14 protein-coding genes are annotated in these 14,014 nt (G+C 60.5%); 8 read left to right on the forward strand and 6 right to left on the reverse strand.

Going from position 1 to position 14,014, the window contains the following annotated elements:
* The first annotated feature begins 26 nt into the window (after positions 1-26).
* The 8 genes from VDP61_RS05445 to VDP61_RS05480 all read left to right on the forward strand — a co-directional run bounded on the left by VDP61_RS05445 (position 27) and on the right by VDP61_RS05480 (position 8,468).
* Positions 27-944, forward strand: a complete 918-nt coding sequence (locus tag VDP61_RS05445; protein WP_323005925.1) for an ABC transporter permease — start codon at positions 27-29, stop codon at positions 942-944.
* Between the two features lies 1 nt (position 945).
* Positions 946-1,848 (forward strand): ABC transporter permease, encoded by a 903-nt coding sequence (locus VDP61_RS05450; protein WP_415234366.1) that lies wholly within the window; start codon positions 946-948, stop codon positions 1,846-1,848.
* Positions 1,849-1,851: 3 nt separating this feature from the next.
* Positions 1,852-2,859: an ABC transporter ATP-binding protein gene (locus tag VDP61_RS05455; RefSeq protein WP_323005926.1), complete on the forward strand. Its 1,008-nt coding sequence runs from the start codon at positions 1,852-1,854 to the stop codon at positions 2,857-2,859.
* The gene (locus tag VDP61_RS05460; RefSeq protein ID WP_323005927.1) at positions 2,856-3,845 is read left to right on the forward strand and encodes an oligopeptide/dipeptide ABC transporter ATP-binding protein; all 990 of its coding nucleotides are present in this window, start codon (positions 2,856-2,858) and stop codon (positions 3,843-3,845) included. The genes VDP61_RS05455 and VDP61_RS05460 overlap by 4 nt, the downstream gene beginning before the upstream one ends.
* Before the next feature lie 18 nt (positions 3,846-3,863).
* On the forward strand, positions 3,864-5,432 hold the full coding sequence (locus VDP61_RS05465) for a gamma-glutamyltransferase (protein ID WP_323005928.1): 1,569 nt from the start codon (positions 3,864-3,866) through the stop codon (positions 5,430-5,432).
* A 3-nt stretch (positions 5,433-5,435) separates the two neighbouring features.
* Positions 5,436-6,839, forward strand: coding sequence for a M20 family metallopeptidase (locus VDP61_RS05470; RefSeq protein ID WP_323005929.1), 1,404 nt, complete (start codon positions 5,436-5,438; stop codon positions 6,837-6,839).
* 367 nt (positions 6,840-7,206) lie between these two features.
* Positions 7,207-7,908, forward strand: coding sequence for a Crp/Fnr family transcriptional regulator (locus VDP61_RS05475; protein ID WP_323005930.1), 702 nt, complete (start codon positions 7,207-7,209; stop codon positions 7,906-7,908).
* Positions 7,905-8,468: a DUF4202 domain-containing protein gene (locus VDP61_RS05480; RefSeq protein ID WP_415234369.1), complete on the forward strand. Its 564-nt coding sequence runs from the start codon at positions 7,905-7,907 to the stop codon at positions 8,466-8,468. The genes VDP61_RS05475 and VDP61_RS05480 overlap by 4 nt, the downstream gene beginning before the upstream one ends.
* A gap of 111 nt (positions 8,469-8,579) precedes the next feature.
* Here VDP61_RS05480 and VDP61_RS05485 read toward each other — a convergent pair whose 3' ends face one another.
* Genes VDP61_RS05485 through VDP61_RS05510 form a run of 6 tightly spaced genes read right to left on the reverse strand, consistent with a single transcriptional unit; the run spans position 8,580 to position 14,004 of the window.
* On the reverse strand, positions 8,580-8,843 hold the full coding sequence (locus VDP61_RS05485) for a cytochrome C oxidase subunit IV family protein (RefSeq protein WP_323005931.1): 264 nt from the start codon (positions 8,841-8,843) through the stop codon (positions 8,580-8,582).
* Positions 8,844-8,852: 9 nt separating this feature from the next.
* The gene (locus VDP61_RS05490; RefSeq protein ID WP_323005932.1) at positions 8,853-9,410 is read right to left on the reverse strand and encodes a cytochrome c oxidase subunit 3; all 558 of its coding nucleotides are present in this window, start codon (positions 9,408-9,410) and stop codon (positions 8,853-8,855) included.
* On the reverse strand, positions 9,407-11,323 hold the full coding sequence (locus tag VDP61_RS05495; RefSeq protein WP_323005933.1) for a nitric oxide reductase activation protein NorD: 1,917 nt from the start codon (positions 11,321-11,323) through the stop codon (positions 9,407-9,409). Before VDP61_RS05495 ends, VDP61_RS05490 begins: the two co-directional genes overlap by 4 nt.
* A gap of 7 nt (positions 11,324-11,330) precedes the next feature.
* The gene (locus VDP61_RS05500) at positions 11,331-12,137 is read right to left on the reverse strand and encodes a CbbQ/NirQ/NorQ/GpvN family protein (RefSeq protein WP_323005934.1); all 807 of its coding nucleotides are present in this window, start codon (positions 12,135-12,137) and stop codon (positions 11,331-11,333) included.
* 5 nt (positions 12,138-12,142) lie between these two features.
* Complete coding sequence (locus VDP61_RS05505) at positions 12,143-13,540, reverse strand: cbb3-type cytochrome c oxidase subunit I (RefSeq protein WP_323005935.1); 1,398 nt, start codon at positions 13,538-13,540, stop codon at positions 12,143-12,145.
* A gap of 11 nt (positions 13,541-13,551) precedes the next feature.
* A complete protein-coding gene (locus VDP61_RS05510; protein WP_323005936.1) occupies positions 13,552-14,004 on the reverse strand; it encodes a cytochrome c in 453 nt (150 codons plus the stop codon).
* Positions 14,005-14,014 lie beyond the last annotated feature (10 nt).

A 14,014-nucleotide genomic window follows, 5' to 3' on the forward strand; every position in this document is an offset into this window, starting at 1 on the left:
ACCCCCCGACCAGGAGAGCGCAGACCATGCTGCCATTCATTCTGAAACGACTGGGCCTTGCCGTTCTGGTGGCCTTTACCGTCAGTTTCATCAGCTTTTCATTGATGTTCCTGTCGGGTGATCCGGCGGCGGCGCTGGCAGGTGAAACCGCCAGCGGTGAGGATATTGAGGCGGCCCGACGGCTTTACGGCTTTGACCGGCCCATGCTGGTGCAATATGGCGAATGGCTGTTCAAGGCGCTGCGCGGCGATTTTGGCGAAAGCTATTATTTCAAACTGCCTGTGGCCAGTCTGATCGCGGATCGGCTGTCGGTCACCATGACGCTGGGCCTGTGCGGCATTACCTTTGCGCTGTTGACGGCGGTGCCTTTGGGCGTGCTTGCGGCCATCCGCCCCAATTCGCTGATTGACCGCTTTGCGCTGTTCTTGTCGGTGGCGGGGCAGGCGATGCCCAGCTTTTGGTTCGGGCTGATCTTGATCGTGCTGTTCGGTATCAAGCTGGGCTGGTTGCCGGTTTCCGGGGCTGCCTCATGGCGGCATTTCATCATGCCGACCATTGTTCTGGGCTATTACGCAATGCCTGCAATCATGCGGCTGACGCGGGCGGGGATGTTGGAGGTGCTGAACTCTGACTATATCCGCACCGCGCGGGCCAAGGGCGCGGGGGAAATGCGGGTGATGTTCAAGCACGCGCTGCGCAACGCGATCATTCCGGTGGTCAGCCTTGCTGCGGTGCAGATGGGCTTCATGCTGGGCGGGTCGATTGTGGTGGAATCGGTGTTTGCCTTGCATGGTGCCGGCTATCTGGCGTGGGAAAGCATCGCGCGCAATGACTTGCCAACCGTGCAGGCGCTGATCCTGATTTTCTCGATGTTCTACATCACCTTCACCTTTCTGGCGGACGTGCTGAACGCCTGGCTTGACCCCCGCATGAGGAGCTCGTGACATGGCGCTGCAACACAGTATCGACCCGCTGCTAGAGGAAATTACCGGCCCCTCGCCGCGCCAGATCTTGCGCAAACGGGTGATGGGGCACAAGGGGCTGCTTTTTGGCCTTGCTGTGGTCTGGCTGCTGGTGCTGGTCGCGATTTTGGCGCCGCTGCTGGCCCCGCATGACCCTTATGTGCAAAACTTGGCCAATCGCATGGTGCATCCGGTGTTCATGGGCGGCACATGGGAACACCCGCTGGGCACCGATCATCTGGGTCGTGATTACCTGTCGCGGCTGATCTATGGCGCGCGGGTGTCCTTGCTGATCGGGACGGTGGCGGCGCTGATTTCGGGGGTGATCGGCACGGCGATGGGCGTGGCTGCGGGCTATTTTGGCGGCAAGGTGGATGCGGTTGTGACCTTCCTGATCAACGTGCGGCTGGCGATGCCGGTGGTTCTGGTCGCCTTGGCGGTGGTTGCCATTCTGGGGGGCTCGCTGACGGTGGTGATCGGGTTGCTTGGCTTGTTGCTGTGGGACCGTTTTGCCGTGGTCATGCGCGCCTCGACGCTTCAGGTGCGCAGGCGCGAATATGTGTCGGCGGCGCAGGCCATCGGTGCCTCGACCCCGCGGGTGATCCTGTCGGAAATCATGCCCAATATCGTCAATAATCTGATCGTGATCGTCACGCTGGAAATGGCCCACGCGATCTTGCTGGAGGCAACACTGTCCTTTCTTGGGCTGGGCGTGCAACCGCCGACCCCCAGCTGGGGGTTGATGGTATCTGAAGGCAAGAACATGATGCTGTTCGAACCGTGGCTGGTGCTGATCCCCGGTATGGTTTTGTTCGTGTTGGTGCTTGCGATCAATCTGATGGGTGACGGCTTGCGTGACGTGACCGCCCCCGAAAATCGGAGCTGAACCATGACCCAAGACAAAAGCAAACCACTGCTGAGCGTGCGCGGGCTGACGCTGGATATTCCGCTGGCAAGCGGCGTGCTCCATGCCGTGCGCGGCATTGATTTTGACCTGCACAGCGGCAAGACGCTGTGTATCGTGGGGGAAAGCGGGTCGGGAAAATCCCTGACCTCGCTGGCGATCATGGGGCTGCTGGACAAGAACATCAAACGCAGCGCCGACCGGCTGGAATTTGGCGGGATTGAGCTGACAAAGGCCAGCAACCGGCAGATGCGCAGCCTGCGCGGCAACCGCATCGCGATGATTTTCCAAGAACCGATGACCTCGCTCAACCCTGCCTATACCATTGGGGATCAGTTGATCGAGGCGCTGAAACTGCACCGCAACGTCAGCCGAGAGGTTGCCCGCGCCCGCGCGGTGGAGCTGTTGGAAAAGGTTGGCATCACCGCCGCCGCCAGCCGTTTGGGGCAATATCCGCATCAACTGTCTGGCGGTTTGCGGCAGCGGGTGGTCATCGCCATGGCCCTGATGTGCGAACCCGAACTGATCATCGCGGATGAGCCGACAACCGCGCTGGATGTCACCATTCAGGCGCAAATCCTCAGCCTGTTGGTGGATTTGACCAAACAGATGAATGTGGCAATGATCCTGATCACCCATGATCTTGGCGTTGTCGCGCGGGTGGCCGATGATGTTGGCGTGATGTATGCGGGTGCGCTGGTTGAAACCGGGCCTGCGGCACATGTGTTCGGCAAGCCGATGCACCCCTATACCCGCGGGTTGCTGCGCTGTATTCCGCAGCCGGGTAAAACCGCGCGCGGGGCCGAACTGGGCACCATTCCCGGCATCGTTCCCTCTTTGGTCGGCGATGTGCAGGGCTGCGCCTTTCGCACCCGCTGCCCGCATGCGGTCGAAGCCTGCCGCAACGCGATTCCCAGCCATGGCGCGCCGCCGCATCAATTTGCCTGCGTCCATCCCGATGGGGCCCGCGCCGCCGAAGGAGAGCTTGCATGACCGCCCCCGCACTGGAACTGAAAAACGTCGCCAAGACCTATCGCGTCAGGCAGGGTCTGTTCGGCAAGCCCAAACCGCTGAAGGCCGTGAATGATGTGTCATTGACCCTGCGCAAGGGCGAGGTGCTGGGGCTGGTTGGCGAATCCGGCTGTGGCAAATCCACGCTTGCCAAGATTTTGCTGGGGCTGGAGCCGCCGACAGCGGGCGAAGTGCTGGTTGATGGGCAGGCGATCATCGGGCAGGACCGTCTGGCACTGGCACGGCGTATTCAGCCGATTTTCCAAGACCCCTATTCCTCATTGAACCCGCGCAAGACCATTGCCGATATCGTCTCGCTGCCGTTGCGGGTGCACAGCATTGGCGATGCCAAAAGCCGTGACAAAGCAGTGCGCGAAACGCTGGAACTGGTCGGCTTGCCCGCGCGGGTGCTGAACACCTATCCCAGTCAGATGTCGGGCGGCCAGCGCCAGCGCGTCGCCATCGCCCGCGCCCTGATCATGCGGCCCGAGATCATCATCTGTGATGAGCCGACCTCGGCGCTGGATGTGTCGGTGCAAAGCCAGATTTTGAACCTGTTGAACGCGTTGCGGGCGGAATTCGGGTTGGCCTATCTGTTCATCAGCCATGATCTGGCGGTGGTCGAACATCTGGCGACCCGCGTGGCCGTCATGTATCTGGGCCGCATCGTTGAGGAAGCGGATGTTGCCGACCTGTTCGACGCGCCCCGCCACCCCTATACCCGCGCGCTGCTCAATTCCGTGCTGACGCCGGAACCGGGCCTGGGCATCCCTGATACGCAATTGGGCGCGGCCTATCCCAACCCCATCAACCCGCCTTCGGGCTGCCATTTCCATCCGCGCTGCCCCTTTGCAACCGACCATTGCAAGGCGCAGGCCCCCCGTGCCGTGCCGCGCGCGGGCGGCCATGTGGAATGCCATTTGCACGACTCCCAAAGCCCGATGTACCGCGCTGATTTTACTGTCTGACGCGAAAGGATAACTGCCATGGCCTCCTCTCTTTCCCGCACGATGCAGACCCGCAAGGTTGTTATTGAAACCAGGGGCGGGGTGGTCGCCGCCCAGCACCGCCTTGCCGCCGAGGCGGGGGCCGAGGTGCTGCGCGCCGGGGGCGACGCGGTGGATGCCGCCGTGGCCACATCCTTTGCCATTGGCGTGCTGGAACCGTGGATGAGCGGCCCGGCGGGGGGCGGTGCCATGATGCTGTGGCGCGCCGATAAGGGCGAGGCGGTTGCGATCAACCACGGTATGCGCTCGCCTGCAGGTCTGCGGGTGGCGGATTTTCCGCTGTCGGGGGCCGGTATCGCCAGTGATCTGTTCCCGTGGGAGCAGGTCGTGGGGGATGTGAATATCCAAGGCCCAAAGGCGATTGCGGTGCCGGGTGTGGTTGACGGTTTGGGGCAGGCCCACGCCCGCTATGGCCGGACGCCTTGGGCCGATTTGCTGGCCCCGGCGATTGCCCATGCACGCCAAGGCATGCTGGTGGATTGGTACGCGGCGCTGATCATCGCCTCCTCAACCCGCGCGCTGGCCGCCGACCCCGATGCCGCCGCCCTGTTTTTGGAGGATGGGCAGTGGCCGACCATTTCAGGCTGGACCGCGCTGGCCGAAAAGCGGTTGAACCAATCCCGCATGGCCGACAGCCTTGACGCATTGGCGCAAGGCGGCGCGCGCGCGCTTTATGATGGTGATCTGGGCGCGGCACTGGCCCGCGATGTGCAGGAAAAGGGCGGGTATCTGGCCCGCGAAGACCTTGCCGCCTATCGCGCCAGTATCGAGGCCCCTCTGGCCGTCGCCTACCGCGATGCGCGCTTTCATGTCATGGATGGGCTGACCGCAGGCCCCACCTTTGCCCATGCCATGGCCGAGGTGGAAAAGCATGATTTGACCACCCCGGCCAATGCCTTTGCCGCCTATGCCGACGCGCTCAAAACCGCCTATGCTGCCCGGCTTGCGGGCATGGGCGACAGCGGCGAAAGCGCCAAGGCCCCCGGCTGCACCACGCATTTTTCGGTCGTGGACCGCGCGGGCAACATGGTGTCGCAAACGCAAACCCTGTTGTCGATCTTTGGCAGCCGCGTGGTCTCGCCCTCAACCGGGTTTCTGATGAACAACGGCATCATGTGGTTTGACCCGGTTCAGGGCCGCTCCAATTCGCTGGCACCGGGCAAGCGTTGCCTGATGAATGTTTGCCCGATCATTGGTAAGGCAGGCAACCGCCGCTTTGCCTTTGGCGCGTCGGGCGGGCGCAAGATTGTATCGGCGATGACGCAGATGGCCTCATTGGCGGTGGATTTCGGCTTGGATATCGAACAGGTGTTTCACCACCCCCGCATTGACGTTTCCGGCGGCCCCAAACTGGTCGCGGATGAGGCGCATAGCCCCGAAGTGCTGGCACGGTTGCGCAAGGATCATGCGGTCGTGACCGCCCCGCGCACGGTGTTCCCCTATGCCTTTGCCTGCCCCGCCGGGGTGATGCGTGACGGTGATATCAACACCGGCTGCACCGAAATCATGTCGCCCTGGGGTGACGCCGTATTGGAAGAAAAGGACTAGGCCATGAGCCGCGAAACCGCCATCAACACCGTTGCCGCCTATTTCGACAAGGGCGATTTTCAAAGCGAACTTGCCGATCTGGTCGCCTATCCCAGCGAAAGCCAGAACCCGGAGGCCCGCGCTGAACTGCACCGCTACCTTGCCGATGCAATGCTGCCCCGGCTGCAAAAGCTGGGCTTTGCCTGCGAAATCATCGCCAACCCCGACCCGCGCGGCGGCCCTTTGCTGATCGGCGAGCGGCATGAGGGCGACACTCTGCCCACCATCCTGACCTATGGCCATGGCGACGTAATCCGCGCGCAAGAGGGCATGTGGCGTGAAGGGCTGGCCCCGTTCACGCTGGTTGAACAGGGTGATCGGCTTTACGGGCGCGGCACTGCCGATAACAAGGGCCAGCACCTGATCAATATCGCAGCGCTAGAGGCGGTTCTGGCCGTGCGCGGTCGCCTTGGCTTCAACACCCGCATCGTGCTGGAGATGAGCGAGGAAGTCGGTTCCAGCGGGCTGGCCGAGGTGTTTCATAGCCACAAGGACCGATTGACCGCCGATGTGCTGATCGCCTCGGACGGGCCGCGCCTGCAACCCGAGGTGCCGACGATTTTCATGGGCTCGCGCGGTGGTGTGACCTTTGATCTGGAACTGAACCTGCGCGAAGGGGCGCATCATTCGGGCAACTGGGGCGGGCTTTTGGCCGACCCGGCGATGATTTTGGCGCATGCGCTGGCCTGTATTACCGACCGTCGCGGGCAAATCCAGATTGCAGAATGGCGACCCGACAGCCTGACTGATGATGTCCGCGCGGCCCTTGATGGCCTGCCTGTCACGGGCGGCGAAGGCCCAACGGTTGATACCGACTGGGGCGAGGAAAGCCTGACCCCGGCGGAACGGGTCTATGGTTGGAACAGCTTTGCCGTGCTGGCCATGACCAGCGGCGTGCCCGAGGCCCCGGTGAATGCAATCTCGGCCTCGGCCCGCGCCACCTGCCAGCTGCGCTATGTCGTGGGCACCGACCCGCAAGATATTCTGCCAGCCCTGCGCCGCCATCTGGACAAGAACGGCTTTGACGCCATCACCATCCGCCCGCATGACCGCGGCTTTTTCGCCGCGACCCGGCTTGACCCAAAACACCCCTGGGTCGGTTTTGTGGCCCGGTCGATAGAGCGCACAGCGGGGCGGGCGCCGCATGTGTTGCCCAATCTGGCGGGGTCACTGCCCAATGACAGCTTTACCGATATCCTTGGCCTGCCGACCGTCTGGGTGCCACATTCCTATCGCGGTTGTTCGCAGCATGCGCCGAATGAACATATCCTCAAATCGCTTAGCCGCGATGCGCTTTGTGTGATGGCGGGGCTGTTTTGGGATATTGGTGCTGACAAGACCCCGGCAGGCCAGGATATTGGCGACTGACCGCTTTTGCGACATTGGCGGCAAGTGATGTGCTAGGCTGATATGCAGCCTGAGGCGATTCGGCATCGCCCCAAACCATCACCTGCCGCATAACGCCCTGAAACTTTTGATTTCAGGTGGTGATTTCTGGGTAAATTCAGGCCGAACGCGGCCTGCGCCTTGCGCTTGGCCAAGGGGGGCAGGCCCGTCGCGCGCTATCGTCAGATCGGCTGGCGTGACCGCGGCCCAGATGAAGGCAAGGTTTTCCTTGAACATGTGTATACCGCGACACTTTTGAAAACCTGTCTGCGATCCTAACTTTACGTCGCATTGGCTTTCTGGCCAAAACATGCAACACAGCGGTAACGTGAATGTGAAGGGGCGATACATGACGCCAGAGCAAAAAGCCATCGCAACAGGGTCGATATTACTATCGGGCGCGTCGCCAGAAGGCGTGGATATGTTGCTGAAAGCCGCACGGTTGCGCGTGTTTGACCGCGGTGCCACGATTTTCTTGCAAGGAGAGCGCGCCTCGGCGATTTATATCGTCGCGGAAGGCTGGGTAAAGCTGTACCGCATTGCGCCCAATGGGGCCGAGGCTGTGGTTGGGGTTTTCACCAAAGGGCGCAGTTTTGGCGAGGCTGTGGCCTTTCGCAGCGATGTGTACCCGGTTGCGGCCGAAGCGGTCACCGATTGCAAAGTGATCCGGATTGAGGCCGACGCCTATTTGCGCCAGATCCGTGAGAATCCAGAGTTTGCCGTGTCGGTCCTGTCAGCCACCTTCATGCATTTGCAATCGCTGGTCGGGCAGATAGAGGCGTTGAAGGCGCAAACCGGGGCGCAACGCGTGGCCGAGTTTTTGCTGGAGCTTTCGTCCTGTGTCACCGGGGAATGTGTGGTTGTGATGCCCTATGACAAGGTGCTGATCGCGGGCCGTCTGGGGATGAAGCCGGAAAGCCTGAGCAGGGCCTTTGGCAAATTGCGCGAATTCGGGGTGACGATCCGCCAGAACCACGCCGCTATTGCCGATATTGAAACGCTGCGCGAATTTGCGTTGGAGGATCCTGCAAACTCCTGGAGCAAGTTATGATGTCTCGGCTTGAAATCGCGTTTATGATGATTGATGCCGCAAATGCCGCAGACCCAAATCAGGTCGAAGGGCAGCCCGAAGCGCTGTTATATGGAGAGCGGATGACGGCAGAGGCCGCGCGGCTTTTCCCCGAGGCGTCAGACATTTTGCGCATTGCCGCGCGCGGGCAGCATGTAGAACGCTGGCTGTTGAAACGCGCCGAATTTCCCGAGGGTAAGGAAGGCTATCACGCGTGGCGGCGAGAGCAGGGGCGGCGGCATGGGGCGCGGGTGGCTGGAATCATGGCCGAGGCTGGCTATGATACGCAAGATCAGGCGCGCGCCGCCGTGTTACTGCGCAAAGAGGGCATCAAGCGCGACCCAGAGGTGCAAGCGCTGGAGGATATCATCTGTTTTGTCTTTATCCGCTGGTATTTCGCCGGGTTTGCAGCACAGCGCAGCGCCGAGGAGCTACCGGGGATCATCGCCAAGACCGCCCGCAAAATGTCGGCAGGCGCGCGCGCACGGGTGCTGGCCGAATTTGATTTACCGCCCGATCTTGCCGCAGCCTTTGCCGATTGAGGGGGGGGGGTAGCGTTTCGCCTTTGACTTGAAACAGGGCTTGTCACATAACGCGTTGAAATCTTTGATTTAAGACAGGGATATGTGAGGAAGGCTTCAAGGTGAAACGCTTTAGGCGGCGAGATAAAGGCCCAATAGCGCCGCCATGAACAGCGCGAGAACAAGGCTGAACCCGCGCAGATAGCCGGGGGCCTGTGCCAGTTCCAGATAATGTGCTGCGATGATGCGGGCCTTGGCCCAGGCCAGCAGCAAAATGATAACGCCGCCCAGAAACGGAATGGCCGCCGGAAGCTGCGTTGTGACATTGAAGGACACGAAGGTAGAGGCGGCTGAAAGTGCCAGAAGGATCAGCCATGCGCGGGTTATGGTTAGCAATGTGACCCCCTATCGCAGCAGATAAATGACGGGAAACAGCAGCACCCAGACCAGATCGACCATGTGCCAGAATGCCGCCCCAACCTGTAGGTTGCGGGGCGTGGGGCGCAGGGCCAACATGGCAAAGATAACCAGCCCCGCAATGACATGGGCTGCATGAAACCCGGTCAGCAGGTAGTAGAATGTATAGAACGGATGGGTTTCCGGGCGGATGCCAAGCGCGGCTTTATCGGCGAATTCGGCGAATTTGATCACCAGAAAAACCACCCCGAGCGCGCTTGCGGCCAAAAGCGCCCAGCGGGTTGCGGCAATCTTGCCGGCCGTCGCATAGCCAACCGCACGGGCGGCAAGATAGCCCGAGGTGACCAGAACAACGGTATTAACGCCAGCGGCAGTGCGGTGCAGGCTGTCTTGCGCCAGGGCAAAGCCTGCGGGGTCGGTGATGCGGACGGCCAGAAACGCCAAAAGCCCACCGCCGAACACCAGCAGCTCTGAGATAATCAGCACCCACATCATCAGATCGCCGGGCAGTTGATCCAACGGGCTTTCGCCCTGCGTCTCTGTCATGCGCCCACCAATTGCCGGTAGATCTCGGGCAGGGCCTGGGTCAGCTTGTCAGGGTCCGAAATCACGGTAAACCCGCCGGGGCCGAACATCCGCGGAAACCACGCCTTGCCGTCACGGTCAACGGTGATGCCATAGACGGCATGGCCGGCGCGGCGCGCTTCGCGGATGGCCATGCGGCTGTCCTCAATCCCGTGGCGCCCCTCATAATGGTCAAGGTCATTGGGCTTGCCATCGGTAATGACCAGCAACAGCCGCCGCTTGCGGGCCTGGTCCGACAGACCTTTGGAGACGTGACGAATTGCAGCCCCCAACCGGGTATAATGGCCGGGCACCAAGGATGCGATGCGGCGAATGATGGTATCATTCATCGGTTCGGCAAAGTCTTTGCATTCTTGCACGAATACGCGATTACGTTTCAGCGACGAAAACGCATGGATCGCGAAACTGTCACCGCAGGCATTCAGACCCCAGGCAAGGGCGGCCAGCGCCTCGCGTTCCACGCCGATCACAGTGCGGCCATCATGGCCATGCCCCGGCACCGCACTTTCGGTCGAGCGCGAGACATCAAGCAAGATCGACACCGCCAGATCACGCGCTTGCGGGCGGGTTTGCCGCCAAACGCGGTCATCGCCCTGCCCAGTTGCATAAAAATCGACCCGTGCGCGCACGGCACGGTCCGTATCCAGCTCATCGCCGTCAAGATGGCCAGAGGTCGAAATTCGGCTGGGACGCAGAGCCTCGAACTGACGTTTGACGGCGCGGATACGGGCCAGCGCGCGGGGATCGTCCTGAAACGGGGATTGGTCAATGGGTTCGGCCTGCGACGACAAAATGCGTGTATGCGCGGGCAGGTAAACACCAGTGCGACAATCCCATTCAGGATAGGTGGAAATGCCGGAAAGCTGCTCGCGGTCGACGTCTTCGGGCGACAGATCAAGATGCAGTTTCAGGCGGGTGGCCGGGGCTTTGGAGATTTGCCCCAGGCCGATTTCTTCGGTGTCATCGGCGGCTTTTTTTGCGCTGTCATCATCGTCATCCTCGACCCGGCGGTTGAGGTTGATAAACTCTGCCCAAGACAGGATCGCCTCGAACTTGTGCAAGATAAAGCTGTCGTTGCGATCGGCCTGATCGGCACGCTTACGCTTGGCGCGGTGGGTTTTGGCACCTTCGCCCTCTTCGGCGATACCGTCGGTGGCGCGGGCCTCTACCTGGGTTTCGGCGGAAAAACTGACATGGCGCAGGTCGGGCCACAGCGGGACCGGGCGGAAAGGCCGGTAACGGCGCGGGGTTTTGGTTGGCAGATCGGGCAGGGGGGCCGGATCGCCCAAGGCGTGGCGAATATGGGCCTCGATTGCGGCCTCGGCGCTTGGCAGGGCCGGGCGCGGGCGCGTTGCCAAGGTGGCGGCGCAAAGATCACGGTAGAGCGCGGCAAAACCGGGGGCATGCACCAAGGTATTGTGCATCATCTGTTCGGCGGCGGCAATGGCGGCAATATCGGCCTGCATCGGGTCATCGGTTGCGGGCATCAGCGCAGGATCGGCATGGGCGGCGCAGGCCGTCAGCCACAGGTAAAGGGCCGCGTTCGCCTCACGCGCGGGAAATATCGCAAGGCTTTCGGGCAGGCGCAGGCTTTCGCCATCAAATGAGGCGCGCGGGGTGCGTTCTGCGGCGGTGCCGAGTTTGCGCAGGAAGGACAGGCGGTGGCGGGATATCTCCTCGCCGACCGCTTTGATCTCGGTGGCCGGATTGCCACCAAGGCCACGGAAAAGCACTGCCAACCGTCCGCCAACCTCTGTCAGGTTGACACGGGCTTCGTCGTGGCTGCTTGGCGCATCCAGACGGCTGGCGAGTTCGTGCCACAGTTTCCCCATCGTTTCTTCGGGTTCCCATGGCTCGATTTCAATCTTGGTCATGCTGGCCTCACCCGAAAACAGCGGTTACAAGATCGAGAAGCCCGCGTTTGGTGTCGCGGTCATCCGTCAACGGCTCGATCATCGCGGCCAGAATGGCGCGCTCGACCGGCATGCCCTGACGGATCAGGGTCGCGGCATAGACTACGAGACGGGTTGATACGCCTTCCTCAAGGTCCTGACCTTTAAGGTCGCGTAGCTTGTTGGCAAGGCGTACCAGCGGTTTCACCCGCGCCTCATCCAGCCCCAACTCTTGCACCACAACAGGAATTTCATGTTCTGGTGCCGGGAAAGTGAACTCCAGCGAGATAAAGCGTTGCCGCGTCGATGGTTTCAGGGTTTTCAGAATGTTCTGATAGCCGGGGTTGTAGGATGCGACCAGCATAAAGCCGGGGGTAGCCTCCAGTTCTTCGCCTGTGCGGTCAATCGGCAGGATGCGCCGATCATCGGTAAGCGGGTGCAAGACGACCGTAACGTCTTTGCGGGCCTCGACCACCTCATCAAGATAGCAGATCGCACCCTCGCGCACGGCGCGGGTCAGAGGGCCGTCAACCCATTGGGTTTCGCCGCCCTTCAGCAGATAGCGCCCGATCAGATCGGCCGCAGAAAGATCATCATGGCAGGCCACGGTATACAGCGGGCGGCCAAGCCTTGCGGCCATATGGGTCACAAAACGGGTCTTGCCGCAGCCCGTAGGGCCTTTCAGCAAAACCGGCAGTTGATTGTCATAAGCTGCCTGAAACACCGAGACTTCATCGGCTTGGGGCAGGTAGAAGGGGGCAACTGCCGCCCCCTTCAGGTTCTGGGTTCCATCCATCTGCATCACTTTGCAGCCACATGGTCTGGGTCACGTTCCAGACGGTCCCGCTCTAGCGGGCCGGGTGCCACGACTTCGCCGCGTGGGACCAGGATCGAGTAGATGAACAAAAGCGCACCAAGGACCACAGCGACACCAGAGCCAAAGCGCATGGCGTAGAAAATCCAAAGTTCGTCTTGTACTTCCATAAAGCCCATGCCCATCACGCGCTGCAGGTGGGTTTGCACCGTACCGGCAAAGGTAAGCGTAAAGGTCATGAACACCATGCCGCTCGACATCAGCCAGAACGAGGCCATGTTGAGTACCTGGTTGTAGGGGTCACGCCCCAGCAGCACCGGCATTGCATAGCTGATGATGGCAAGGTTGATACAGACATAGGCACCGTAGAAAGCAAGGTGACCATGCGCTGCGGTGATCTGTGTGCCGTGGGTATAGTAGTTTACCCCGTGCAGCGTGTGCAAGAAGCCCCAGACACCAGCCCCAAAGAACGCCAGTACCGCACAGCCCAAGGCCCATAGCAAGGCGGCCTTGTTCGGGTGGTCACGACGGCCCTTCCAGACCATGATGAAGGCGAAAGCCATCATCGCAAAGAACGGAACGATCTCAAGCGTAGAAAAGATCGACCCGATCCACTGCCAGTAGCCCGGTGTACCGATCCACAAGAAGTGGTGGCCAGTGCCCAGGATGCCCGAGAACAGCGCCGTGGCCACGATCACATAAAGCCACTTTTCGACGACCTCACGGTCGACCCCTGTCAGTTTAAGCATCAGGAAGGCCAGAATAGAGGCCATAACCAATTCCCAGACACCCTCAACCCACAGGTGGATCACGAACCACCAGTACATCTTGTCAAGCGCAAGGTTGCCTGGGTTGATGAAGGCAAACAAGAACAGCAGTGCAAGCAGCCAAAGCCCAAGCAAAAGGATATTGGAGATTGCGGTCTTTTTGCCTGCCAGCACAGTCATGCTGATGTTGTACAGGAAAATCAGTGCCGCAACAACGATACCGACCTTGACCCAGCGGGGTTGTTCCAGAAACTCGCGCCCTTCCTTGCCAAGGAAGAAGTTACCTTCAAACAGATTGAAGGAATAGGTGACAACCACGCCCGCCGTACCCAGAACCAGAATGGCAAGCTGAATATAGGCAAGCTTGGTCGAATAAATGTCACGCTCGGATTCTTCCGGGATCAGATAATAGGCGGCCCCGAAAAAGCCCAGCAGCAACCAGACGACAAGGCTGTTGGTGTGCAGCATCCGCAAGATGTTGAACGGCATGATGTCCACAAGGAAATTGCCGTCCACATAGACATAGCCCATAAGCAAGCCGATCGAGACCTGCACGGCAAACAAAGCCATGGCTACGACAAAATAGACCAACGCGATCTTTTGAGTTTGATATTTCATGTCAGATCTCCTTAACCCGCATCATTGGGCGGCCAGCCCTGGGTGTTGATCGTATTGGTCCACAACAAGAAGTCGGCCAATTCGCGGTATTCTTCATCCGTCAGGTTGAAGTTCGGCATTTGACGGCGGCCTTCAACGCCGGTGGGCATGGCATCCATCCAGCCCTTCAGCATATCAAACCCGCCTTCGGCATCATCATTGACGCCCCAGCGGGTCATCACGTTGCCCAGCTCGGGCGCAAAATAGGCGCCCTCACCCAGAATTGTGTGGCAGTTTACGCAGCCGTGCTTTTCCCACAGGTGTTTACCCGCCACCACCGAAGGTGTCAGCGTTTCTGCGTTGGTAGATGTATTGACGATATATCGGTGGCTGTCCCACGACAGGCCGATAAAGATTAGAATAAAGAACAGTGAGCCGCCATAAAAGATATTGCGGGCCATGCTCTTGGTCATGACTTCGCGCATTGCGCATTCC

The organism is Pseudorhodobacter sp., assembly GCF_034675685.1.
Lineage (GTDB): Bacteria > Pseudomonadota > Alphaproteobacteria > Rhodobacterales > Rhodobacteraceae > Pseudorhodobacter.

Coding starts and splice junctions, on each gene's coding strand:
- VDP61_RS05455 (WP_323005926.1), top strand. CDS start 1,852: ATGACCCAAGACAAAAGCAAACCACTGCTGAGCGTGCGCGGGCTGACG.
- VDP61_RS05460 (WP_323005927.1), top strand. CDS start 2,856: ATGACCGCCCCCGCACTGGAACTGAAAAACGTCGCCAAGACCTATCGC.
- VDP61_RS05450 (WP_415234366.1), top strand. CDS start 946: ATGGCGCTGCAACACAGTATCGACCCGCTGCTAGAGGAAATTACCGGC.
- VDP61_RS05475 (WP_323005930.1), top strand. CDS start 7,207: ATGACGCCAGAGCAAAAAGCCATCGCAACAGGGTCGATATTACTATCG.
- VDP61_RS05495 (WP_323005933.1), bottom strand. CDS start 11,323: ATGACCAAGATTGAAATCGAGCCATGGGAACCCGAAGAAACGATGGGG.
- VDP61_RS05510 (WP_323005936.1), bottom strand. CDS start 14,004: ATGCGCGAAGTCATGACCAAGAGCATGGCCCGCAATATCTTTTATGGC.
- VDP61_RS05480 (WP_415234369.1), top strand. CDS start 7,905: ATGATGTCTCGGCTTGAAATCGCGTTTATGATGATTGATGCCGCAAAT.
- VDP61_RS05500 (WP_323005934.1), bottom strand. CDS start 12,137: ATGGATGGAACCCAGAACCTGAAGGGGGCGGCAGTTGCCCCCTTCTAC.
- VDP61_RS05505 (WP_323005935.1), bottom strand. CDS start 13,540: ATGAAATATCAAACTCAAAAGATCGCGTTGGTCTATTTTGTCGTAGCC.
- VDP61_RS05465 (WP_323005928.1), top strand. CDS start 3,864: ATGGCCTCCTCTCTTTCCCGCACGATGCAGACCCGCAAGGTTGTTATT.
- VDP61_RS05470 (WP_323005929.1), top strand. CDS start 5,436: ATGAGCCGCGAAACCGCCATCAACACCGTTGCCGCCTATTTCGACAAG.
- VDP61_RS05490 (WP_323005932.1), bottom strand. CDS start 9,410: ATGACAGAGACGCAGGGCGAAAGCCCGTTGGATCAACTGCCCGGCGAT.
- VDP61_RS05445 (WP_323005925.1), top strand. CDS start 27: ATGCTGCCATTCATTCTGAAACGACTGGGCCTTGCCGTTCTGGTGGCC.